General features: G+C 32.0%; 19 protein-coding genes. 2 read left to right on the forward strand and 17 right to left on the reverse strand.

Annotation, left to right across the window (positions count from 1 at the left end; genetic code table 11):
- Nucleotides 1–32: 32 nt before the first annotated feature.
- The 12 genes from WG951_RS14630 to WG951_RS14685 all read right to left on the reverse strand — a co-directional run bounded on the left by WG951_RS14630 (nucleotide 33) and on the right by WG951_RS14685 (nucleotide 13,255).
- Entirely contained in the window at nucleotides 33–848 is an 816-nt protein-coding gene (locus WG951_RS14630; protein WP_105047688.1) for a purine-nucleoside phosphorylase, read from the reverse strand.
- Between the two features lie 77 nt (nucleotides 849–925).
- Nucleotides 926–1,528 carry a TIGR04282 family arsenosugar biosynthesis glycosyltransferase gene (locus WG951_RS14635; RefSeq protein ID WP_105049320.1) on the reverse strand — a complete coding sequence of 201 codons (603 nt, stop codon included), beginning with the start codon at nucleotides 1,526–1,528 and terminating at the stop codon, nucleotides 926–928.
- 140 nt (nucleotides 1,529–1,668) lie between these two features.
- The gene (locus tag WG951_RS14640; protein WP_105047689.1) at nucleotides 1,669–2,154 is read right to left on the reverse strand and encodes a rhodanese-like domain-containing protein; all 486 of its coding nucleotides are present in this window, start codon (nucleotides 2,152–2,154) and stop codon (nucleotides 1,669–1,671) included.
- 92 nt (nucleotides 2,155–2,246) lie between these two features.
- Nucleotides 2,247–3,215: an arsenosugar biosynthesis arsenite methyltransferase ArsM gene (gene arsM / locus WG951_RS14645; protein WP_105047690.1), complete on the reverse strand. Its 969-nt coding sequence runs from the start codon at nucleotides 3,213–3,215 to the stop codon at nucleotides 2,247–2,249.
- 13 nt (nucleotides 3,216–3,228) lie between these two features.
- Complete coding sequence (locus WG951_RS14650) at nucleotides 3,229–4,056, reverse strand: metallophosphoesterase family protein (RefSeq protein ID WP_105047691.1); 828 nt, start codon at nucleotides 4,054–4,056, stop codon at nucleotides 3,229–3,231.
- Complete coding sequence (locus WG951_RS14655; RefSeq protein ID WP_105047692.1) at nucleotides 4,041–5,375, reverse strand: sodium:solute symporter; 1,335 nt, start codon at nucleotides 5,373–5,375, stop codon at nucleotides 4,041–4,043. Before WG951_RS14655 ends, WG951_RS14650 begins: the two co-directional genes overlap by 16 nt.
- A 6-nt stretch (nucleotides 5,376–5,381) precedes the next feature.
- Complete coding sequence (locus WG951_RS14660; protein ID WP_105049321.1) at nucleotides 5,382–6,821, reverse strand: SusD/RagB family nutrient-binding outer membrane lipoprotein; 1,440 nt, start codon at nucleotides 6,819–6,821, stop codon at nucleotides 5,382–5,384.
- A 10-nt stretch (nucleotides 6,822–6,831) separates the two neighbouring features.
- Nucleotides 6,832–10,026 carry a SusC/RagA family TonB-linked outer membrane protein gene (locus WG951_RS14665; RefSeq protein ID WP_105047693.1) on the reverse strand — a complete coding sequence of 1,065 codons (3,195 nt, stop codon included), beginning with the start codon at nucleotides 10,024–10,026 and terminating at the stop codon, nucleotides 6,832–6,834.
- Between the two features lie 143 nt (nucleotides 10,027–10,169).
- Nucleotides 10,170–10,847 carry a DUF2064 domain-containing protein gene (locus WG951_RS14670; protein WP_105047694.1) on the reverse strand — a complete coding sequence of 226 codons (678 nt, stop codon included), beginning with the start codon at nucleotides 10,845–10,847 and terminating at the stop codon, nucleotides 10,170–10,172.
- A 3-nt stretch (nucleotides 10,848–10,850) separates the two neighbouring features.
- Nucleotides 10,851–11,906, reverse strand: coding sequence for an arsenosugar biosynthesis radical SAM (seleno)protein ArsS (gene arsS, locus WG951_RS14675; protein WP_105047695.1), 1,056 nt, complete (start codon nucleotides 11,904–11,906; stop codon nucleotides 10,851–10,853).
- A gap of 268 nt (nucleotides 11,907–12,174) precedes the next feature.
- On the reverse strand, nucleotides 12,175–12,510 hold the full coding sequence (locus WG951_RS14680) for an arsenosugar biosynthesis-associated peroxidase-like protein (RefSeq protein ID WP_105047696.1): 336 nt from the start codon (nucleotides 12,508–12,510) through the stop codon (nucleotides 12,175–12,177).
- Between the two features lie 34 nt (nucleotides 12,511–12,544).
- The gene (locus WG951_RS14685; protein WP_105047697.1) at nucleotides 12,545–13,255 is read right to left on the reverse strand and encodes a DUF547 domain-containing protein; all 711 of its coding nucleotides are present in this window, start codon (nucleotides 13,253–13,255) and stop codon (nucleotides 12,545–12,547) included.
- Between the two features lie 322 nt (nucleotides 13,256–13,577).
- On the opposite strand from WG951_RS14685, the gene fabD reads away from it, so the two are divergent.
- A complete protein-coding gene (gene fabD / locus WG951_RS14690; RefSeq protein WP_105047698.1) occupies nucleotides 13,578–14,465 on the forward strand; it encodes an ACP S-malonyltransferase in 888 nt (295 codons plus the stop codon).
- A 212-nt stretch (nucleotides 14,466–14,677) separates the two neighbouring features.
- Here the strand turns inward: fabD and WG951_RS14695 are convergent, their stop codons facing one another.
- From WG951_RS14695 to WG951_RS14705, 3 genes are all read right to left on the reverse strand, one after another.
- The gene (locus tag WG951_RS14695; protein WP_105047699.1) at nucleotides 14,678–15,625 is read right to left on the reverse strand and encodes a TIGR01212 family radical SAM protein; all 948 of its coding nucleotides are present in this window, start codon (nucleotides 15,623–15,625) and stop codon (nucleotides 14,678–14,680) included.
- A 102-nt stretch (nucleotides 15,626–15,727) separates the two neighbouring features.
- Complete coding sequence (gene galE / locus WG951_RS14700; RefSeq protein WP_105047700.1) at nucleotides 15,728–16,738, reverse strand: UDP-glucose 4-epimerase GalE; 1,011 nt, start codon at nucleotides 16,736–16,738, stop codon at nucleotides 15,728–15,730.
- A 9-nt stretch (nucleotides 16,739–16,747) separates the two neighbouring features.
- Entirely contained in the window at nucleotides 16,748–17,896 is a 1,149-nt protein-coding gene (locus WG951_RS14705; RefSeq protein WP_105047701.1) for a DegT/DnrJ/EryC1/StrS family aminotransferase, read from the reverse strand.
- A gap of 98 nt (nucleotides 17,897–17,994) precedes the next feature.
- Here WG951_RS14705 and WG951_RS14710 point away from each other — a divergent pair, with 98 nt between their 5' ends.
- A complete protein-coding gene (locus tag WG951_RS14710) occupies nucleotides 17,995–20,379 on the forward strand; it encodes a penicillin acylase family protein (RefSeq protein ID WP_105047702.1) in 2,385 nt (794 codons plus the stop codon).
- 35 nt (nucleotides 20,380–20,414) lie between these two features.
- Here WG951_RS14710 and WG951_RS14715 read toward each other — a convergent pair whose 3' ends face one another.
- Both WG951_RS14715 and WG951_RS14720 read right to left on the reverse strand, forming a co-directional pair.
- Nucleotides 20,415–20,921, reverse strand: a complete 507-nt coding sequence (locus WG951_RS14715; protein WP_105047703.1) for a hypothetical protein — start codon at nucleotides 20,919–20,921, stop codon at nucleotides 20,415–20,417.
- A gap of 82 nt (nucleotides 20,922–21,003) precedes the next feature.
- Complete coding sequence (locus WG951_RS14720; protein ID WP_105047704.1) at nucleotides 21,004–22,377, reverse strand: aldehyde dehydrogenase; 1,374 nt, start codon at nucleotides 22,375–22,377, stop codon at nucleotides 21,004–21,006.
- Between the last annotated feature and the right edge of the window lie 37 nt (nucleotides 22,378–22,414).

Raw genomic sequence — 22,414 nt, forward strand, 5'->3', positions numbered from 1 at the left:
AAACCTGAAGGGTCTGAATTTTATAATTAAGCTTACAACACCTTAATAACCTCTTTAAATAATGCAATCATTTTAGGTTCTGCTTTACCAGCAATGGCAATTATTTCTGTAATATCAACAGGTTGTAAGTTTTTTGGGTCACATTCATCCGTTAACACAGAAATAGCAGCACAAGGCAAGTTCAATTGTTTGGCAACAATAACTTCTGGTACAGTACTCATACCTACAGCATCGGTTTCTAAAATTTGCAACATTCTATATTCTGCTCTAGTTTCTAATTGAGGGCCTAAAACACTAGCATAAACACCTTCGTGTAATAAAATATTTTGTTCCTTGGCAACAGCATTAATTTTAGTGTTTATTTCTTTAGAATAAGGTTCTAACATATCTGCAAAAATATTACCAAAACTATTGGCTCCTTTAAATGCTAAAGGAGAACTTCCTTGTAAATTAATATGATCGTTTATCAGCATTAAATCTCCTTTTTTATAAGTAAGATTAATTGCTCCTGCGGCATTAGAAACTAATAAGTTTTTAATACCTAAACCGTGCATAGTTCTAATTCCGTAGGTAACTTCCCAAGCATTGTAACCTTCATATAAATGAAAACGGCCTGCCATAACCACTACTTTTTTTCCTGATAATTCTCCGTAAATTAATTTACCAGAATGAAACTCTACCGTTGCAACAGGGAAATTTGGAATATCAGAATACGAAATTTCTTTTTCAATTGAAATTTCATCAACTAATTTACCTAATCCTGTTCCTAAAACAATTCCTATTTCTGGATTTGTAACTCCGTTTGATTTTAAAAAATCGATGGTTTCTTGTAATTGTTGTTTTTTCATAATCGTTATTTGTCATAATGAATGAGGAACAAATGAAGTAATCTATAATCAGCTTGCTTTGTGCCTCGCAATGACGTTTATTTTAAAAAATGTGCAAATGCAGAATGATGCTCAATATCTTCATAAACATCAACGTCATTTAGTTCTTCTAACAAAAATACTGCTTTATCTTGTAAATCTGTTAATGTATCTTTTCTAACTGAATCCGTTCCCCAGTCTTTGTTTTTGAAGATATTTTCTTGCAAAGAATTCATGCCTAAAAGATAATAACCACCATCTTCTGCAGGTCCAATTACAACATCATTTTTATCTAATGCTGTAAATGCTTTTTCTATGTTTTCTGATGATAAATCGTACAAATCACTACCAATGATCATTACTTTTTGATAACCAGCATCAAATCCGTTTTTAAACGCATTTAACATTCTTATGCCTAAATCTTCTCCAACTTGTTGGTGTTTTTGAAAAATGTTTTCGCTCCAAATATCATTTTCTCTAATTTTTACAGAATAATAAACAGACTTGTCAGAAGAAACTTCTGATGAAACATTTTTGGTTTTTTCTAATAAGAATTTATAAATTTCTAGAGCAGTTTCATCTCCAACAGTTTTTGCCAAACGTGTTTTTGCTTTTCCTAACTCAGGATTTCTAGTAAAGATTAATAATAGGTTTTTATTCATTTTTTTTAATTTTGTCATTCTAAAATGAGGAACGATTGAGGTATCTTTGAATTGAAAATAGATTTCTCCTATCGTTGAAATGATATTTGTGCTTTTAATTGAGTTGGTACTGAATACAGCAACTGCCTACTGTCACTCTTTTAATAAACTTTCTCCCCTTTTTTAAGCCATTTGCCCCATTCTTTATTAAAAGCGTGGACTCTTTCTGTCGTTTTACCCAAAGTATCCATTACTTTAAAATTGTTGTTTTTCCATTCAAAAATTCCGCCATATAAATTAAAAACATTGGTGTAACCTTTTTTAATCAATTTGTCTGCAACAATTTCAGAACGAATTCCAAGAGAGCAATACACTACAATTTTAGCGTTTTTATCCGTTGGTAATTTCTCTAAAGTTGTATGGATATTAAAATCATCAAAACCGACACAAATAGCATTTTGTAAATGACTTACATTAAATTCTTTTACTTCTCTAGCATCTAATAAAATAGCTTTTGTTGTCGTTAAACTATCCACAGAAATATAAGGAACATTATTCTTGTTGAATTTATTCAATAATTTATCTAGCTTCTTTTGTCCGAAAGAAACTGAGCTTATTAAAAGAAAAAGAAGGATTACTTTATTCATAATTTAAATTTTACAACGTTGTCATTGCGAGGTACGAAGCTATCTCTTCGGCATAAAAAGATTGCTTCGTGCCTTGCAATGACGTTTCTTAATTAACAACATCCTCCGCCATCATAATGAAACGTAGATTCTGAAAAGAAAATATCGTCTCTACCTAAATTTTTAAGTGCATTTGCCGTTTTATCACAAATAGCCAAAGGCTGATTTTTTAATAAAGTATGCCCCAATCCGTCATCAAAATAATCTTCATCACCATAATAAATAGCAGCTTTTCCTGTAAAAATACAAGGTCCGTCTGCTGGCATTGGGTCTTTAATAGCGGCAACTTCTATAGATTCTATATAAATTAATTCGTCCGTTGGATAATTCTTTGGATCTAAAATTCTGTAGGGTTTTCTTGCTCTAATTTCAATGGTTCCAAAACCGGCATCTGTTAAAGCTTTTACATAATCTGCAATAGATAAACTTCCACTTAAACACAAGGCACGTAAACGTTCATCATTACGTAATTCATCGTTCATAGGTTGTTCACAAGTAGGATCGCTCATTACCAATTTTCCATGAGGTTTTAAAACTCGGTACATTTCTGCAATGGCTTTTTTTAAATCATCAGACTTAAAAATATTGAACAAACAATTTTGAGCCGCCACATCAATAGAATTATCTTCTACAGGTAAATCCATTGCATCACCTTTACGTAAATCAACAAAATCAGATTGAAACCAATCATTTTGTTCTTCTGCAATTTTAAAATTTTTTCTGGAAGCTTCTAACATTTCGTCAACCACATCTAAACCAATAACGCCACCTTTATTTCTGTTAAAATAGGCAAATTGAAGTAATTCCATTCCGCCACCAACACCAACATATAGCATTTTAGGATTGTTGGTTAAATCACGAGCATGCACTGTAGAACCACAACCGTAGTTCATTTCTTGCATAATTCTTGGAATTTTTAAACCTGGTAATTCCCAAATAGGGTTTGTTGTACAACATAGCCCAACATCTGGTGTTAATGCTGCTTCTTTATATACATTGTGTGTAGTTTCTAAATAACTCATGATTTTTTTTATTTTATAATTGAATTCCGAATCCTTGTAAACCACTTTCTATAGGTGGTAAAATTTCGGTATTATCCCAGATTCCTGTAATAATAGTTCTAGAATATTCTTCGGGTAGTAAACCGTTTTGCATTAATTTACTAGTTAATTTATAATTGTAATCTAACGTGTAATGTGTAAAGTTAAAGTTTTCTTTCGAATCGTCTAAAATAGCATACCAAACAGATGGAGTTCCGTTATTTGCTGGCATTCCAATAACTCCAGGATTTAGCCAAAGTTGTTCTTTTTCTTGTTGATAAAAAGGCAATCCACAATGACCAGCAACAATTACATCGCTATTTGTAGCTTCAAAATTTGGTTGTTTTATTGCCCAATCTGTAGACTTAAAAATAAATTCTGAGACATTAAAATAAGAACCATGTACTACAGTTACTTGCTGTTTAGCATATTCAAAACGGATATTATTTGGTAATGTTTTTAGAAAATCTAAAGAGTTTTCAGACAATTTACTTTGTGCATACGGGTACCAAAGTTGAGAAAAACCATCGCAACGAGAACCTTCTCTAAAATCGCAACCACAATCTTCTGCATTTTCTCTTAACTGAATTTCTACATTACCAACAATGCTTTTTGCGCCCCACAATTTAAATAATTGTACGGTTTCTTCTGGTTGTGCACAGTAACCCACAATATCTCCAGTACAAAAACAATTTTCTGGACTGATATTTTCTTTTTCGGCAATTTGTTTTAAAGCTTCTAAAGCTTGTAAATTGCTGTAAACTCCACCAAAAAGTAAAGTTTTACCTGATATTTTACCTAAATCGGCTATTTTTTGATCCATGTTGGTATAAAATATAAAATGATACAACTTAAAATCCCCCAAATATTTACCCACAATAAAGAGGCGTATTTTCCTTCTGTAAAGATGAATGCTTCTGGGAAAATATCAAAAATGAGAAAAAATCCGAAAACTAATCCGCAGAAAACACTTAAATAGAAACTGATTCTTGGCACTTCTACTTTCCAAAATATAAAAATAGGAGTGAGGCCAATAACCATAGTTCCAGAGATGGTAGTTGCTGATAAAATTTCAGCATTTAAAAACACCGGAATTGTTCCTAAAACGGCAACGATAATCATAGTAATTCTTCCGAAGGAAACCGTTTTTTTGATGTTTAAATCAATAGCGATTAACTTAGAAAAAGACGAGAATGTAGAATCTAAAGTAGAGGCTGCAGAGGTTATCATAATAAAGTTAATGACTAATAAAATAACCACTCCAAACGCTTTACCAACTTCTACAGCTGCTTGTCCAGACATTCCTTTTGTTTGCGCATACACACCAATTAAACTGAATAACACGATACAAATTGCGCCTAAACCACTTGCCCATAAAAAGCTTTTCCTTGTTACTTTTGGGGATGAAATAAAACCTCTGTCGGTTAAAACAGGATCGTGAAAAGGGTAACTAAAAGATTGTATAATTGCAGCAAAAAAGAGGTTTAATCCGAGTTCGAAACTCCAAGTTCCTGAACTAACAATTTGTGCAGTAGAAAAATCATCCGTAGTAAAAATTGTTCCTAAAATAATGAGCAATAAAACAGAAAATAATACCATTTGTATGACGTCTGTAAAAATAGAACTACTCAATCCGCCTTTTAAGGCGTAGGATAATGTTAGTAAAGTAAATACAATAATTGCCCAATAATAACCGCTAGTTCCTTGCGCTCCAAAGTAACTACCAATAACCATAGTGTTGCTCCAAACTTCATTAAAAAGACGAAAAGCAATCAATACCGAAAAGATTGCCATGGCGTTTTTACCAAACTTAGTTGTTAAAAAATGATGAATACTTTTAAAATTTCCTTTGGTTCTTAATTGATAAATAATAATACCTGCAACTGCAAATGATAAGTAATAACCAGCATACGCTACACCACCAACCAACCCAAAAGACAAGCCTAAATTTGCTGCATTGGTAATGCTTTTTGCAAAAATCCAAGAGATAATTAAGCTACCCGTTAATACCAAAGTATTGGGTGCTTTCTTTTTGTGTACAGCTTTAAAAAACTGATCTGTGGTTTTTGCGAGCGGCGATAAAAAGTACAAGGTTACACTTGAACAAATTATTAAAACCCATTGCCAATTAATTACATCCATATTTTTCTATTCGTTCCACCAAACTTTTACGTCTAGACTGTTTCCGTTTGTTGCTGTTTCTGCTACTTTATAATTCTCTATATTTAAGGATGCTGCTTCCGCAGGATACGGCATTCTAACAGGAATTACACCGTTATTTAAACTTGCAGATATTGATTTTAAAGCAGGAAAACCTGTTCTTCTATATTCTACCCAACCTTCATATCCGTTAATAAGAGAAGCGATCCATTTTTGAGTGATAATTTGTTCTAAATGTGATTTTCCTACAGTATTGTAATTCGCATTTAGAGTTAAATACGTTGCAGGTAAATTGGTGTTCCAATATTCAAAAGCTTGTGTAACGGCAGTATTGTATAATGTTTCTGCATTTGCTGTAATAAAGCCTTTTTGGGCAGCTTCTGCTAACAAGAAATTCGTTTCCCAAGCGGTCATGAAATTAGCATCTAATGTAGAGGTGTCTTCTCTAAAAATGGTTCCTGCTAAAGAATAATCAGACAAAGCCACTGATGTTGATGATGCGTCAATTCCGTTTAATAAACCATTAAATTCATTAGAAGTAGCATTAGAAAAAGGTCTGAAAAAGGTTTCAATTCTAGTATCATTTAAATCAGTCAGAATTTCTTCCATGGTTTCAGAAAGTACAAAATTATTAAAATCACCAACTCTCAATTGCGCCAATCTAAAACTGTTTGGTTCAGAATTTGTAAAATCAAAAACCGCGTTTTCTGTATTGTTTTTTATATAGTTTCCTTCAATAAATAACGTTTGCAATTGAGCAGCAACATCTACTTTACCAGAAATACGCACTAAATATTTAATTTTTAACGAGTTTGCAAATTGTATCCATGAGTCTAAATTTCCATTATATAAAATATCGCCCTCTAAAGGAATAGAACCAGCATAGGCATTTATAGCAGCAATTCCTTTGTCTAGATTATCTAAAATTCCGTTTTCATTTTGATAAATGTCTTCTTGTAAATCATATTTAGGAGTAACCGTTCCTTCAATTCCGTTAAAGGCTTCAAAGTAGGGAACATCACCAAATAAATCTGTTAAACCAGCAGCCATATAGGCTTTTAAAATTAACGCAGGACCTTCATAAACTGCAAAAGCAGGTGTTTTTTGAGCTTGCTTTAAGATGATTTCATTATCACGCAAATTTGTGTAAAATATTGGCCAAGGATTTCCGCCTAATTGCGGACTTTTTAAATCGTGTCTGTCAAATAAATTAAAATCTAAAGCGGTTCTGTGTTGTGCTAATAAATCTCCTGCAACAAAACCTTCATAACTCATATTTTCTCCAAAGTCGTAAATAACTTGTCTTAACAACAAACTGGGTTGTACAGAAACAGGTGCGTTTGGGTTGGTGTTTAAATCTTCAAAACCATTGGTGCAACTTGTAGCTATAAAAACAAAAATTGCAATTGTATATATAATTTTTTTCATTGTCTTTTTTTTAAAAATCAAAACCTACTTTAAAACCTAAACTTCTGCTAGAAGCATAACTTAAATCTTCAACTCCACTAACAAAACCATTTCCTTGAACGGCTAGTTGTTCAGGGTCAAAATGTGGATTTTCGGTAATTACAAATAAGTTGTTTCCAATAAAAGAAAAGTTCATTGTAGAGGTGTTTCTTAAGCCTAAAAAACCTTCGTCCAAATTTAATGTGTAGCCAATAGAAAACTGACGTAACTTTAAATAAGAAGCATCATAAACATTATTTTCTTCGTGATTTCTGTCGTAAAATTGTCTGTAATAACTTTCTGAAGAAACTGCAATAGTGTTTGGTTGCCCAGTATTTACATTTACACCTTGTGCAATAATTCCTTCAGTTGGTCTGTTTGCAGTTTCTGCTAATTGCCCGCCAACGTTACCTAAAGCACGTGTTCTAGAAACAATTTCGCCACCTTGTCTCCAGTCGAATAAGAAGCTTGCGTTCCAATCTTTGTATTTAAATGAGTTGTTCCATCCTAAAGTAAAATCTGGATTGTAATTACCAATTTTAATCAAATCATTATCGGCAATAAAACGGCCATCATCATCTAAAAGAAATTGACCTTCTTCATTTTTTTGATATCCTGTTCCGTATAAATCTCCAATTTGTCCGCCTTCTTCTACTTGAAACCAAACGGTTTGGTTTGCGCTATCGTAAATTCTACTATAGGCCAAGGTTAAACGTCCATCATCTTGAGGTAAATTATGAATAACAGATTTATTGGTTGCAAAATTAAAAGTAGTATTCCATTTAAAATTAGACGTTTTAATGGGTGTTCCTCCTAAAATAATTTCAACACCGGTTGTATTTACTTCTCCGCCATTTACAACTTGTTGGTTGTAACCAGATGAAATAGGAATTGGTAATGAAATAATTTGATCTTTAGTCATTGCATTATAATACGTGAAATCGATATTTAAACGGTCTTTAAAGAAGCGTATATCTGTACCAAACTCATACGAAGTAGTTAATTCTGGTTTTAGATTTGCATTCGGAATAAAATTTTGATTACTAAAAGTTGGTTGTCCGTCAAAGGTTGTTTGTGATACAAAAGCACCCGATGTTTGATACGGATTGGTGTCATTACCAACCTGAGCAATACTTGCTCTTATCTTAGCAAAAGAAATAATTGATGGTAATTTTGTGTAGTTTGATACAATAAAACTTGAAGAAATAGATGGGTAAAAGAAGGATGTGCCGTCTACAGAAAAAGGAGTTGCCAATGCACTAGACCAATCATTTCTTCCTGTAATATCTACATATAAATAGTTTTTATATCCCAGTTTTGCAATTCCGTATAAAGAATTAATTCTCTTTGTAGAATCGAACTGAAAAGCTTGAATTGGAGAAGCAGCGTTGTTTAAACTAAAAATTCCGGGTTGTGCTAAATTGGTAGTTTGTAATTGTTTTGTGGATGCTGTTTGGTCTAATCTATTTCCTCCAAAAGAAGCATCAAAAGAAAAATTACCAAAATTGTCTTTATAATTAATTAAGAAATCGGTATTTATTTCTCTGTAAAAAACATCGTGTTCTGCATAAGCTCCGTTTTGAAAACGATTAGAACTAAAATTCCGTTTAAAGATTCTTTTTTCTGATGAATAATCCATTCCGGAACGTAAAGAAACACTTAGTCTATCTGTGAATTTATGGTTGATAGCAATATTACCAAAAAGACGATCTCTGTTAAAAGAGTTGGTGTTTTCATTTAATATAAAATACGGATTATCGAAAAAAGTATAATTAAAAGAATATTGTTGTACACCTTCTAAACCTGGTTGCCAATAGTTTTTTAAGTTATTAATATCTAAAGATCTTGGTCCCCAAGCAACCAAAGAATAGTTTACATTTTCGCTTCCATAACCATTTGCAGGTCTATTATCGCTACTAGAATTTACATAGTTTAAAGAAGTGGTAATTCTTGTTTTTTCTGTCGGATTAAAATTCATTTTTAAAGCCGCCGTTTTTCTATCTAGATTTACACCCGGAATGATAGATTCGCTATCTAAATTGGTTAATGATAATCTGTAAGAACCTCCTGAAAAAGTATCTGTAATAGATATATTATTAATGCTTGTAACACCTGTTTGATAAAAATCTTTTAAATTATTGGGGTTTGATTTAAATAAAGTTGGTGTAATCGATAGATCATTATATAAAGCAGTATCTCCACCACGAACTACTGTTCCGTCTGGTAAAGTTACAGGAGAATCAAATTGCGGAATTAAGTTTCCTGCGTCTAATTTTGGTCCCCAAGAATAGGTAATATTATCACTTGTTCCGCCACCTAAACCATCTACATATTCAAAAACACCGCCTTGTCCTTGTCCGTATGTATTTTGGAATTCTGGCAAACGAAAAGCAGTATCAAACGTAATCGAAGAATTGATGCTAATTCCCAATCCTTTTTTCTTGCTTCCGTCTTTTGTTTTAATCACAATAACTCCGTTAGAAGCTCTAGTACCATACAAAGCCGCAGCACTTGGTCCTTTTAAAACAGTTACAGACTCAATATCATCTGGGTTTACTTCCATAGCGCCGTTTCCAAAATCTATTTCTTGAAAACCAGCAGCAGCTTCATTTGTAAAGTTAAAAACAGTGTTGTTGTTAATCGGAGTTCCATCAACCACAAAAAGCGGATTGTTGTTAGAGAAAGAAGCTTCTCCTCGAATGGTTATTTTTGATGATGAACCCACTCCTGTTGCTCCCTGAGAAATAGTAACTCCAGCTAATTTACCAGATAAATTATCTAAAAAGTTAGGCGTTTTTACTTCGGATAATTCTTTGGCTTTTATTTCTTGAACCACATAACCTAATTCTTTTGTCTTTCTATTTACACCTAAAGCAGTAACAACAATTTCATTTAAACTAGTTTCTAATTCAGTAAGTTGAATGTCAATTTTAGTTTGATTTTCAATTTTTATTCTTTGAGTTTTATAGCCTAAAGAACTAAAAGTTAAAAACGGAGCATCCTTTAAAATAGCAATAGAATAAAATCCGTCTAAATTAGAAGTTGTACCATTTTTGGTTGATGAAGAGATACTAACGTAAGGTATTTCTTTTCCTGTATTTTTATCTGTAATGGTACCTGTAATTGTTGTTTGTGAAAAACTGATGCTTGTAAACAGCAACAAAATCCACATGTAAATGTGTTTCATTTAGTGATAATTTTTGTGTAAAAATATTTTTAGCCTAAACTGTTGTCAGTTCGAGCGGAGTCGAGAATCATTTTATTTAATAACGAAATCTTATAACTGTGTTAAAAGAGATCTGTGTTATTAATAATAATTCTGAAAATTTATTACGCAAAAATAATTGGTGAACCTTTATTAAAGTTCTTAGAAAAAGAAGTTTGTAGTGTAGAAAAATCAACTTTAAAAAAAGCGATTTTAATTGATAAGAATAATTTTTGTAAAAGTTTTAAGATTGATAAAGGTATCGCTTTAAAACTATCTAAGATAAATTGAATATCTTCCTTTGAGTCAATATCATTTAGCAATTCTAAAAATTGAATTTCTAAATTTTTACTAGTTGCTATGTTAGCAATACTTTTGTGCAAACGATTGGTTTGCCAAGGTAATTTGATGAAACTTTCTTTATCAAAATGAGCTTTTTGAATTCCCATTAAATAAAAACCTCCATCTCTAGAAGGGCCTAAAACTAAATTGTTGGTTTCTAGTTGTTGTAAAGTATCAACTAAATGATGTGTTTTTAAATGTGGCGTGTCATTACCAATGGTAATTACGTTATCAAAACCTTTGTTAAAAACACCTTGAATAGCATTGGAAAAACGGTCTCCAAAGGAAGTTCCTGTTTGTTGTTTTTCTGAAATAAGAAAATATGCTATTTCAGATTTTTCTACCAATTTTAAGGTTTGTGCATTTAATGCAGAAAAAACATCCGCAGAAAGAAACGATTTTCTTTCTACTTCTTTTTCCGCAGAATTTGCAAAAATTAATATGGCAGTTTTTTTACTCATAAATTACGCAACAACTCCTTGACAGCTACTTCCTGCGCCAGCAGTACATCCGTAACAATGTTGGTTGATAATAATATTTCTATTTTGCAACAATTCTTCGTTGTAATCTGAAATGTGTTTTACCTTACTTGCAACTTTTAAGTTTAGCATCTGGTTAAAATCGCAATCATACAACCAACCATCCCAACTAATTGAAATTGTGTTTGTACACATTACGTTTTCTACAGCTGTCGGATTGTATGCATCTAATAAAGAATGCATATAATCTTCATAATTTTCTGAAGCAATTAAATAATCTAAAAAGCGACTAATTGGTAAGTTGGTAATTGCAAACAATTGATGAAAATCGATGTCGAATTCAGATTTTAAAGCCTTTTTAAAATCGTTCTGTAAAGCCATTTGATCTCCAGGTAAAAATGCCCCTGAAGGATTATAAACTAAATCTAATTTTAAGTCAGAACCTTCTAAACCATAACCAATGGCATTTAATTCTTGCAAGGCTTTTATCGATTTATCGAAAACACCATTTCCACGTTGTTTGTCTGTTTTTCCACGCGTCCAGTGAGGCATAGAAGAAACCACATGCACTCCGTGTTTCTTAAAGAATTCGGGTAAATCGTAATATTTTTTGTTAGCTCTAATAATTGTTAAATTAGAACGCACAATAAAATCTTTAATTCCTGCTTTGGCAGCTTCTTCTACAAACCATCTAAAATTAGGATTCATTTCTGGCGCTCCACCAGTTAAATCTAACGTATGTGCTTCTGTTTTTTTAATAACATCTAAACATTGTTGCATGGTTTCTTTGGTCATAATTTCTTTACGATCAGGACCAGCATCTACATGACAATGTTCGCAAACTTGGTTACACATGTAGCCTAAGTTTATTTGTAGAATTTCTAATTTTTTAGGACGTAAAGGAAAATGACCTGTTTCTTTTATTTTTGCAGCAAATGTTGGTAGTTCTCCGTTTGCGAAAATTCCGCTAGAAAGAATTTCCATTTGACGAGACGTATTTGCAATATCGTTATTTCTTGCTTTTAATGATTTTGTAGCCATATATTAATTCTGTCAGGTCGAGCGCAGTCGAGACCTAAATATTACCTCTCGACTGCGCTCGATGAGACATTTATTTTATTAAAGAGCTTTTCTCAGTAAAGGCGATTCACTCCAATTTTATTCATGAGATCCTTCTTGAAAAACTCAGGATAAGCGATCTCTAAAATTTTGCTAAAAAGCAAAATTCACTTAAACTTATAGATACCCACTTTCGTGGGTATAAGCGATTCACATAATTTTTGCTGAAGAGCAAAAATTGGTTCTCTGCTTACATTTCTAATTTATTTACTTTATTCATCATTTGAACTCCATGAACTAAAGTTGCGCCACTTTTAATTGCAGCTCCAACATGAATAGCTTCCATCATTTGTTCTTTGGTAACACCACGTTGTAAAGTGTCTTTTGTATATGCATCTATACAGTAAGGACATTGTTCTGTATGTGCTACAGCTAAAGCGATTAAAGATTTTTCGCGAGCCGTTAAAGCGCCTTCTTCAAAAACTTTTCCATAATAGTCAAAGAATTTGTTTCCAAGCTCTTCGTTCCATTCTGTAATTTTACCGAATTTTCTTAAATCGGCTGCGTCATAATAGTTTTTAGACATTGTTTTGTTTTATTTTGATTGAAAAATAAAAGTACTATTTTCCGTTTAAAGTCCAATCGTATTTTAGGTAACTAATTTTAGCTTTTGGGCTAATTTTAGTTGTAGCGTATTTATTTAAAAAGTCGATAACAGAACCTTTTTTAGTGAAATCTACTTTAAACCAATCGAAAATTGAAGAAATTTGAACTTTATTAGCAGAGATTTTATTTCTAGTAGTATCGTTCACAAAGTCTTTCATTAGTTTGTCTAAAGTTGCTTCTATGTTTTGTTCTGTAAAAGCTACGTTTCCTAATTTAGGACAAGAACCAGAAGCACAATTTACACCTACATGAATTCTTGCATCAAATAAGTTTTTACGTAGAATTTCATGTTCAATATGATCTAGCGTATATGTTTTTCCACCCACTTTTGCAAAAGGAATTTTCCAAGCAGTTTTTCCACCTTGTTTGATATCTGTTATGCTTTTTAGAGGGTAATTTTCTAAAATAATTTTGATAGTATATGCGTTGTAAGCATTGATCCAAAATGCTTTTTGTTTATTTTCTGACCAAGAACTCGCTGGTGTCGTTTTTTCTAAATAAGAAAGGTAGCTGTCTAGTTTAGCTTCATCACTTTTTAATGATTTATAATCTACAACGCCGCTTTTGGTAACGTGTTTTTGTAATAAGCTGTTAAAAATGGATGTTTGTGCATTTACTTGCGATAAAGTAAAAATAGCCACTAAAGTTAAAAGTATTTTTTTCATTGTATGTAATTTCTATAGGTATAGACGAAACCTTTTTAAGTTGATTACAAAAAAGAGTTCGAAATTAGTTAAATTAGAGTTAAAGCAGGTTTTTGTTGCTTTAAAATGGTGTAAGTTATGTTGTTGTTTTTAGTTTTAAAGGAAGTTTCTTAACAGGTTTAGCCCCGATTGAAGCAATTGTTTGAGCTCTTTTTGTTTTTACAAAAAAGCGAGTGCCTTTCGACTTCGCTCAAGATAAATTACAAGCGGGATTAGCTTCCAATAAAAATGATTATTTTTGCCAATAATTAAAAGAATAAATAGTTACAAAAATACATATTTTATGAAAGCATATATTTTTCCGGGTCAAGGAGCGCAATTTACAGGAATGGGATTGGATTTATACGAAAAGTCTGCATTAGCGCAAGAATACTTTGAAAAAGCAAACAAAATTTTAGGATTCTCGATTACAGATATTATGTTTGAAGGAACTGCTGAGCAATTAAAAGAAACGAAAGTTACGCAGCCAGCAATCTTTTTACATTCTGTAATTTTAGCGAAAGTTTTAGGAGATTCTTTTCAACCAGAAATGGTTGCAGGACACTCTTTGGGAGAATTATCTGCTTTGGTTGCTAACGGAGTTTTAACTTTTGAAGATGGATTGAAACTAGTTTCTAAACGTGCTTTGGCAATGCAAAAAGCATGTGAAGCAGCTCCTTCTACAATGGCTGCTGTTTTAGGTTTGGCAGATCATATTGTGGAAGAAACCTGTGCAGAAATTGATGGAGTAGTGGTTGCTGCAAATTACAATTGTCCTGGACAATTGGTTATTTCTGGTGAAATTGCTGCTGTTGAAAAAGCGTGTGAAGTATTAACAGAAAAAGGAGCAAGGAGAGCCTTGTTATTACCTGTTGGTGGTGCATTTCACTCACCAATGATGGAGCCTGCAAGAGCTGAATTAGCTGCTGCAATTGAGGCAACTGAATTTAGCGAGCCTACATGTGCTATTTATCAGAATGTGGTTGCAAAAGCAGTTACAAGTCCAGATGAAATAAAAGAAAATTTAATTGCTCAATTAACGGCACCAGTAAAATGGACGCAATGTGTACAAGCAATGATTGCAGATGGTGGAACTGAATTTATTGAAGTTGGACCAGGTAAAGTATTACAGGGTTTAATGCGTAAAATTGATAGATCTGTTGCTGCTAGTGGAGCAAGTTTACCAGAATAGGTTTTAATAGATTACTTATACATAAAAAAAACGAACTCTTTTGAGTTCGTTTTTTTTATGTGTTATTTTGAGGTTTTGTTAACTATATAAATATAAAATCGTTTCAATGTTTTATATTCGAAGTTAACGAAGTTAGGTTTTTAAAAATTTAGAAACAAACTAAATTATTTTTGTTGCTGATGTTTCTAAGGATCTGTCTCTTTATTTTAAAACTATTTATTAATTGAAATGGATTTATACTTCTTTCCTTGCCAAGTATTTATCGCTTCCATTTTTTTGTCAATTTTAGCAACCATTTCAAAGTTTTTTAGTCCGTTCCATTTTGGTGCTATTAATAAGTCAATAGGCGCTTGACTGATAAAACGCTCTATCACAATATCTGGTCTTAATAATGCTACGAATTCTGTGATGAATTGAATATAGCTCTCTTGTGTAAAAAGCTGAAAATCTTCTGGGTTTCGATTGTATTGAGAGGCCATGATCGATTTTTTTACAATTTGCAAATGGTGTAATTTTAAGGTGTCAATAGGTAGTTTAGAAATTTCAATAGCGTGGTTTAATAAGTCTTCTTTGGTTTCTCCTGGTAAACCCATAATTAAATGGGCGCCTAAATGAAAACCTCTGTTTTTACATTTGTTAAAAGTAGCAACTGTGTCATTATAAGTATGACATCTGTTTACTTTTTTTAATGTTTTATTTAAAGTGCTTTCCACACCAAATTCTAAAGAAATAAAATGCTTTTTTGATAGAAAAGATAGGTAATCGATAACTTCATCCGAAATGCAATCGGGTCTTGTGCCAATAACCAAACCAATTACATTTGGCACACTTAAAGCCTCGTCATACATTTGTTTTAAAGATTCAAAATCTGAATAGGTATTTGTGTATGCCTGAAAATACGCTAAGTATTGTTGTGTTTTGTATTTGGTAGCAAATCTAGAAATTCCTTCTTCTAACTGTTGTTTTATACCTTTGGTAGGTTGGCAATAATCTGGGTTAAAGGTGTTGTTATTGCAATAGGTGCAGCCTCCGTAGCCTTTAGATCCATCTCTATTAGGACAAGAAAATCCAATGTCTAATGATATTTTTTGAACTCTTTCGCCGAAAGTTAATTTAATAAATGAAGAATAATCTAAATAGCGTTTCCCTGAAAAGTTCATAAAAAATACCTTTAAGAAATAATATAAATGATAAGGTTATTGAAAGAAAGTATGCTAAAAAAAAACTCCAATTTTAATAATTGGAGTTTTTTAGTTTTGAATTTATTTTTGAGCTAGTTGCCATTTCCATGAAGACGCTAATGCTTCTTCTAGAGTTTGTTCTGTTTTCCAGTTCAATTCTTTATTTGCAATGGTAGTATCTGCATAAGCAGCAGTAATATCACCTTCTCTTCTTGGAACAATTTTATAGTTTAATGGTTTTCCAGAAGCTTTTTCAAAAGCTTTAATTACTTCTAAAACAGAACTTCCTTTTCCTGTACCTACATTAAAATACTCAAATGCTTTTTTGTTATTCTTTTTAATTAGACGTTGTAAAGCTGCAATATGTGCTTTTGCTAAATCTACTACGTGAATATAATCACGAACTGCAGTACCGTCTACAGTATCATAATCATCACCAAAAACAGATAATTCTGCACGCATTCCTGCAGCTGTTTGTGTAATATAAGGTATTAAGTTTTGAGGAACCCCTAAAGGTAATTCTCCAATTTTAATTGATGGATGCGCTCCAATTGGGTTAAAGTATCTTAAGGCAATAATATTTAAACCGTGTGCTTTACTAGCATCTCTTAAAATTTCTTCACCAATTTGTTTTGTGTTTCCGTAGGTAGATTCTGCAGCTTTTACAGGTGCGTTTTCTGTAATAGGCAACTCATCTGCTTGCCCATAAACGGTACAAGAAGAAGAGAAAATAAAATTGTCTAATTTTCTGTCTCTCATTTCTTGCAATAAATAGATAAGAGAACCTAAATTGTTTTCATAATAATCTAAAGGTTTGTGCATACTTTCACCTACAGCTTTAAATGCAGCAAAGTGAATAATTCCATCTACTTTGTTATTATCAAAAAAGTTTTTTACATCACTTTTAATTCTTAAATCAATTTGATGAAAATCTGGTTTAACACCTGTTATAGAAGTAATGTTATCTAGTACATTGATAGACGTATTAGATAAATCATCAATAATTACTACTTCAAAGCCTTCATTTTGTAACTCTACTACTGTGTGAGAACCAATAAAACCCAATCCTCCTGTTACTAATATTCTTTTCATTATGTTATTTTAGTTAACGAAATCTAAAATCGTTTTTGTTATAAATGTTAGTTGTTCTTTATCTAGTTCTGTATGCATTGGTAAAGAAATTACAGTCTTTATCAATTCGTTTGTTACAGGGAAATCACTTTCTTTATAACGGGCGTCAGCATACGCTTTTTGAGAATGCAGTGCAACTGGATAATAGATTGCATTCGGAATTCCTTGTTCTAACAAATGTTTGTGTAAATCATCTCTTTTGCCATTTGTAATTTGTAATGTATATTGATGAAAAACATGGCAATCACAAGTGTCACAGATTTCTCCACAAGCACTTGTTGTTGGCGTAATAATATGTTCTGAAACAGAAAGTGCTTCGTTGTAAAAACGAGCTGCATTTCTTCTTGCTTCACAATACGTATCTAATAAAGGTAGTTTCGCTTTTAAAACCCCTGCTTGTATAGAGTCTAAACGAGAGTTTACACCTACTACATCATGATAATAACGTGTGTACATACCGTGATTTACAATACCACGAATGGTGTGTGCTAATTCATCATCATTAGTAAAAATGGCTCCACCATCACCATAACAACCTAAGTTTTTAGAAGGGAAGAAAGAAGTTGTACCTACGTTTCCGATAGTTCCTGCTTTCTTTTTGGTTCCGTCTTTAAAGGTGTAATTAGCACCAATTGCTTGTGCATTATCTTCAATTACAAAAAGATTATGCTCTTTTGCAATTTCTAAAACAGCATCCATATTTGCTACTTGTCCGAATAAATGAACAGGTACAATGGCTTTAGTTTTTGGAGTGATGGCTCTTTTTAAAGCTTCAATATCTATGTTGTATGTTTCTGCATCTACATCTACCAAAACTGGTGTTAATTTTAACAATGCAATTACTTCTACGGTTGCAGCAAAAGTAAAATCTGCGGTAATCACTTCATCACCTTGTTCTAAACCTAAACCCATCATTGCAATTTGCAATGCATCTGTTCCGTTTGCACAAGGAATTACGTGTTTTACGCCTAAATATTTTTCTAAATCTGCTTGAAACTCATGAACCAAAGGTCCATTTATATATGCTGAAGTATTTAAAACTTGTTCTATAGAAGTATTTACAGCTTCTTTTATTTGTTGATATTGACCTTGTAGGTCAACCATTTGAATTTTTTTCATATAAAAAATTTTGCACCTCAAAAATACAAAATGTCTTTCATTTTCTTTGCAGTTATCCGTAAATAATAATTCTGTTATCTTTGATAAAAATCAATTTTATGAAGTTTTTAAGACGTTTTTTAAGAATTCTGTTAATTCTAGTTGTATTGCTCGCAGTTTCTGTTTGGTTGTACTCTAAAACATGTCATCCAAATTATTCAGGAGAATTAGAATTGAAAAACCTTTCTAATGAAGTAACCGTCTATTTTGATGCTATTGGAGTGCCGCATATAAATGCCCAAAACTCAAAAGATGCTTATGTGGCTTTGGGGTATTTGCATGCGCAAGATAGATTATGGCAAATGGAATTAATGCGAAGAATTGCTGCCGGAAGATTGTCTGAAATTTTTGGAAAAGATTTGGTAAGAGTCGATCAGTTTTTTGGAGGATTAGGAATTGAGGAAGCTGCTGACAAAACCATTGCAGGTTTAGATAAAACGGCCGATTCTTATATTTTAACGCAATCTTATTTAGACGGCGTAAATCAATTTATAGAAGAAGGAAAAACACCTTTAGAGTTTACTTTAGTAGGAGTGAAGAAAGAACAATATACCTTAAAAGATATTTACAATGTTTTTGGATACATGTCTTTTAGTTTTGCGGTTGCGCATAAAACAGACCCATTATTAACGGAAATAAAGGAAAAATTAGGAAGCTCTTATTTAGATGAAATATTAAGTGTTAATAGTAAGTATTTAACCATTAATAGAACAAGTGTACCTGCAAAAATAGAAGCAACAATTTCTAATTCTGTAGCTTCTATTATGGACGATTTACCAGTGTCTCCTTTTATAGGAAGTAATTCTTGGGTACTTGGGGCAGAAAAAACAAAAAACGGAAAAGTGATTTTTGAAAATGATCCGCATATTGCGTATTCACAACCTTCGGTTTGGTATCAGAATCATATTAAAACACCCGATTTTGAGATTTATGGATTCAATATTGCTTTGATGCCGTTTCCTTTGTTGGGTCATAATAGAGAGTATGCGTACGGATTGACCATGTTAGCGAATGACGATTTAAACTTTTATGTGGAAGAAAATAACCCTGATAATGCTTTAGAGTATAAAACAGTTGATGGTTTTAAAGCGTATGAATTAAGGAGTAAAACCATTTCTGTAAAAAATGAGAGAGACACTACTTTTCAAGTGAAAGTAAGTCAGCATGGTCCTGTAATGAATGGTTTAATAGAGCATGTAATAGATAAAAGACCTATTGCTATGAATTGGATTTATACACAGTTGCCAAATGAGATGCTAGATGTTTCTTATGGTTTGGCTCATGCAAGTTCTATGAATGATTTTAAAAAATCGGTTTCTAGAATTCATGCACCAGGTTTAAATGTAATGTATGGAGATGCTAAAGATAATATTGCTTGGTTTTCTTCTGCTAAATTGTATTCGTTAAGAGAAGGTTTGTCTTCTAAAACATATTTAAATGGAGCTTCTGGAGAAGATGAAATTCTTGAGTATTTACCTTTTGAAGAGAACCCGAAAGCAATTAACCCGAGTTGGAATTACGTGTATTCTGCCAATAATCAAGTAGATTCTGTGCGTGGTAAATTGTATCTAGGTTATTATCAACCTCAAGATAGAGCTAAAAGAATTGTAGAATTATTGGATAAAAAAGATGATTTTACAAAAGAAGATATTGCGAATATGACGTATGATGTTACATCGGCTACAGTGCCAGGAATTATTCATAGTTTGTTAAAAAGTGTCGATAAATCTATTTTAACAGTATCAGAAAGAAAAGCTTTTTCTGTGTTAGAAAATTGGGATGGAACGTATTTAAAAACGGCAGTTGCACCAACAATTTACAATCGATTTTTATATGAATTTTTAAAGGAAACGTATCAAGATGAATTAGGAGATAGTTTCGAGTTGTTTATCAATTCGCAATTGCAAGATCAGGTTTTACCAAATCAAGTAAATAGAGAGAATTCTGTTTGGTGGGATAATATTGCTACAAAGAATAAAGTTGAAACTAAAAATGAAATTGTTATAACATCCTTTAAAAAATCTTTGGCTTTTTTACAAAATCAATTAGGAGTAAATGTAGATGATTGGACTTGGAATCGTGTTATTTCTGTAGAATATGAACATGCAATTGGTAAAGCAGGTGGATTGTTGCGTACCTTTTTTAATGTAGGTCCGTTTGAGACTATTGGAGGAAATGAGGTAATTAACAATCAGATTTTTAAACTAGATAGCACAGGGTATTATAAGGTAACTGCGGGGCCATCAACAAGAAGGGTGATCGATTTTTCTGATATCGAAAATAGTTTGGCAATTATTCCTACGGGGCAATCTGGAAATAGATTTAGTGAGTATTATAAAGATCAAACTCAAAAGTATTTAGATGGAAAGTTTGTGAAGATGAGACTGAATCAATCTGAAATTGAAGCAAGTGAAAATGTGTTGATTTTGAAGCCTAAGGAATAATGATTATAACTTTGTTCTTTGTGGGTAAAGCGTTTTTATGCTTTTGTATGTCCGTTTAATATTTTCTTTAAATTATTTATTGATTTTTCTTTTTGACTATTGAATCCGTAATTAATCAATCCAATTCCGAAACCAATCATAATTAAGGGAACAATTAAAAATAAAGGGTTAATTCCTTGGTTTATGACTCCAATGATTCCTGTAATTGTAATGAATGCAAAACCAACAAAAGTCAACCAGAATAGCATAAATACAATTACAGAAGAGTGAATTTTTAAATCTGCAACCAATCTAGTTCCGTTGATACTCGGTAGAATTTGTCCTATAATTTGAGGTAGAAAAGAATTTCGCCCAGTTATAATTCGCTGTATTTTAAAATTATCTTGTTCAAAGTTTCCTTCAAACAATTCCTTTTCTTGAGGTTGGTTAAAGCTAAATTTAAATATTTTTTTTGGTCGAATATTTTCTGACAATATTTTTCTAGCTTCTTGCATTGAAAGAGTCGTTACTATTTCAATTTTATCAGATGGAATGATCTTCATTTCTGTTAAATGTTTGCCAATGTTTATTATCTAAAGGTTTAGAAGTTGTTTTACACTTTTAATAATTCTGGTTGTATAAAATTTAAGTCCACTTTAATAATGCCTGTAGTTTTTTTAATTTATCAGTGTATGGAGCATATCTAATTGTTAGGTCTAGCCAATTACCTTTGGTAACCACACCTTTGCTATGAGAAAAGGTTTCGAAAGTTAGTTTACCATGATAGCTACCAATTCCACTTTCTCCTACACCACCAAAGGGCAATCTGTGATTTACAAAATGTACAGTTGTGTCATTAATTGTTCCTCCACCAAAAGAATATTTTGCAATCATTTTTTTAGTGATTTTTTTATCCGTAGAAAAAATATAGAATGCAAGTGGTTTATCGTATTTAGAAATAAGTTTGTCTATTTCTTCTTCAGATTCATAAGAAATTACAGGGAGTATTGGTCCGAAAATTTCGCCTTTCATTACCTCGCTATTTAGAGAAGGTTCGTCAATTAAAGTAGGAGCAATAAATAGATCTTCTTTGTTGGTTGTTCCTCCGGTTAAAAAACTTTCATTTTCTAACATTAAGGCAAGTCTATTAAAGTTTTTTAGGTTTACAATTCTTGGGAAGTCTGTTGAGGTTTCAGGGTTTTCTCCATAAGCTTTTATCAATTCATTTTTAAAGTAATTAACAAATTCTTCTTTTTTTGATGCGTGTATTAATAAATAATCTGGTGCAATACAAGTTTGTCCTCCGTTAATAAATTTACCCCAAACAATTCTTTTAGCAGCTAATTTAATATTAGCTGTTTTGTCTACAATACAAGGACTTTTACCTCCTAATTCTAAGGTAATAGGAGTTAGAAATTCTGCAGCAGCCTTTGCTACAATTTTCCCTACAAAAACACTTCCTGTAAAGAAAATATAATCCCAACGTTGTGCTAATAATTTTGTAGAAACTTCAACACCACCCTCAATAACTGCAACTTGTTTTTTATCAAAAACGGCTTCAATTATTTGTTTGGTAATTGCACTTGTGTTTGGTGTAAGTTCAGAGGGTTTTAAAACAACGGTGTTTCCTGCTGCAATTGCGCCTATTAATGGAGCAAAAGCTAATTGATGTGGATAGTTCCAGGGAGCAATTACTAAAACGGCTCCATAAGGTTCTTTGTGTATTTTTGCCGAAGACGGAAAGTTTAAAAGGGATGGTAAAACACTTTTTGGTTTTGCCCAAGAGGTAAGTTTATCGATTGTCATTTTTAATTCAGACAATACAATAGAGGTTTCTGTTAAAACGGCTTCATATTCAGATTTTTTAAAATCATCGTACAATGCTTTTATAATAGCAGGTTCTCTTTTAATAAGTTCTTTTTGTAGTTTTTTTAAACATTCTTTTCTAAAAGAAATATCTTTTGTTTGTTGTGTTGAAAAGTAATTTCTTTGCGCTTGCAAAATATTAATTATATCCATAAATTATATTTCTTTTATTTTTTATTTATTACTAAAA

This window comes from Polaribacter butkevichii, assembly GCF_038024105.1.
Lineage (GTDB): Bacteria > Bacteroidota > Bacteroidia > Flavobacteriales > Flavobacteriaceae > Polaribacter > Polaribacter butkevichii.

What these genes read in the sequence shown, in the direction of transcription:
- WG951_RS14630 (WP_105047688.1), bottom strand. Translation starts at nt 848, where the DNA reads ATGAAAAAACAACAATTACAAGAAACCATCGATTTTTTAAAATCAAAC.
- WG951_RS14635 (WP_105049320.1), bottom strand. Translation starts at nt 1,528, where the DNA reads ATGAATAAAAACCTATTATTAATCTTTACTAGAAATCCTGAGTTAGGA.
- WG951_RS14640 (WP_105047689.1), bottom strand. Translation starts at nt 2,154, where the DNA reads ATGAATAAAGTAATCCTTCTTTTTCTTTTAATAAGCTCAGTTTCTTTC.
- arsM (WP_105047690.1), bottom strand. Translation starts at nt 3,215, where the DNA reads ATGAGTTATTTAGAAACTACACACAATGTATATAAAGAAGCAGCATTA.
- WG951_RS14650 (WP_105047691.1), bottom strand. Translation starts at nt 4,056, where the DNA reads ATGGATCAAAAAATAGCCGATTTAGGTAAAATATCAGGTAAAACTTTA.
- WG951_RS14655 (WP_105047692.1), bottom strand. Translation starts at nt 5,375, where the DNA reads ATGGATGTAATTAATTGGCAATGGGTTTTAATAATTTGTTCAAGTGTA.
- WG951_RS14660 (WP_105049321.1), bottom strand. Translation starts at nt 6,821, where the DNA reads ATGAAAAAAATTATATATACAATTGCAATTTTTGTTTTTATAGCTACA.
- WG951_RS14665 (WP_105047693.1), bottom strand. Translation starts at nt 10,026, where the DNA reads ATGAAACACATTTACATGTGGATTTTGTTGCTGTTTACAAGCATCAGT.
- WG951_RS14670 (WP_105047694.1), bottom strand. Translation starts at nt 10,847, where the DNA reads ATGAGTAAAAAAACTGCCATATTAATTTTTGCAAATTCTGCGGAAAAA.
- arsS (WP_105047695.1), bottom strand. Translation starts at nt 11,906, where the DNA reads ATGGCTACAAAATCATTAAAAGCAAGAAATAACGATATTGCAAATACG.
- WG951_RS14680 (WP_105047696.1), bottom strand. Translation starts at nt 12,510, where the DNA reads ATGTCTAAAAACTATTATGACGCAGCCGATTTAAGAAAATTCGGTAAA.
- WG951_RS14685 (WP_105047697.1), bottom strand. Translation starts at nt 13,255, where the DNA reads ATGAAAAAAATACTTTTAACTTTAGTGGCTATTTTTACTTTATCGCAA.
- fabD (WP_105047698.1), top strand. Translation starts at nt 13,578, where the DNA reads ATGAAAGCATATATTTTTCCGGGTCAAGGAGCGCAATTTACAGGAATG.
- WG951_RS14695 (WP_105047699.1), bottom strand. Translation starts at nt 15,625, where the DNA reads ATGAACTTTTCAGGGAAACGCTATTTAGATTATTCTTCATTTATTAAA.
- galE (WP_105047700.1), bottom strand. Translation starts at nt 16,738, where the DNA reads ATGAAAAGAATATTAGTAACAGGAGGATTGGGTTTTATTGGTTCTCAC.
- WG951_RS14705 (WP_105047701.1), bottom strand. Translation starts at nt 17,896, where the DNA reads ATGAAAAAAATTCAAATGGTTGACCTACAAGGTCAATATCAACAAATA.
- WG951_RS14710 (WP_105047702.1), top strand. Translation starts at nt 17,995, where the DNA reads ATGAAGTTTTTAAGACGTTTTTTAAGAATTCTGTTAATTCTAGTTGTA.
- WG951_RS14715 (WP_105047703.1), bottom strand. Translation starts at nt 20,921, where the DNA reads ATGAAGATCATTCCATCTGATAAAATTGAAATAGTAACGACTCTTTCA.
- WG951_RS14720 (WP_105047704.1), bottom strand. Translation starts at nt 22,377, where the DNA reads ATGGATATAATTAATATTTTGCAAGCGCAAAGAAATTACTTTTCAACA.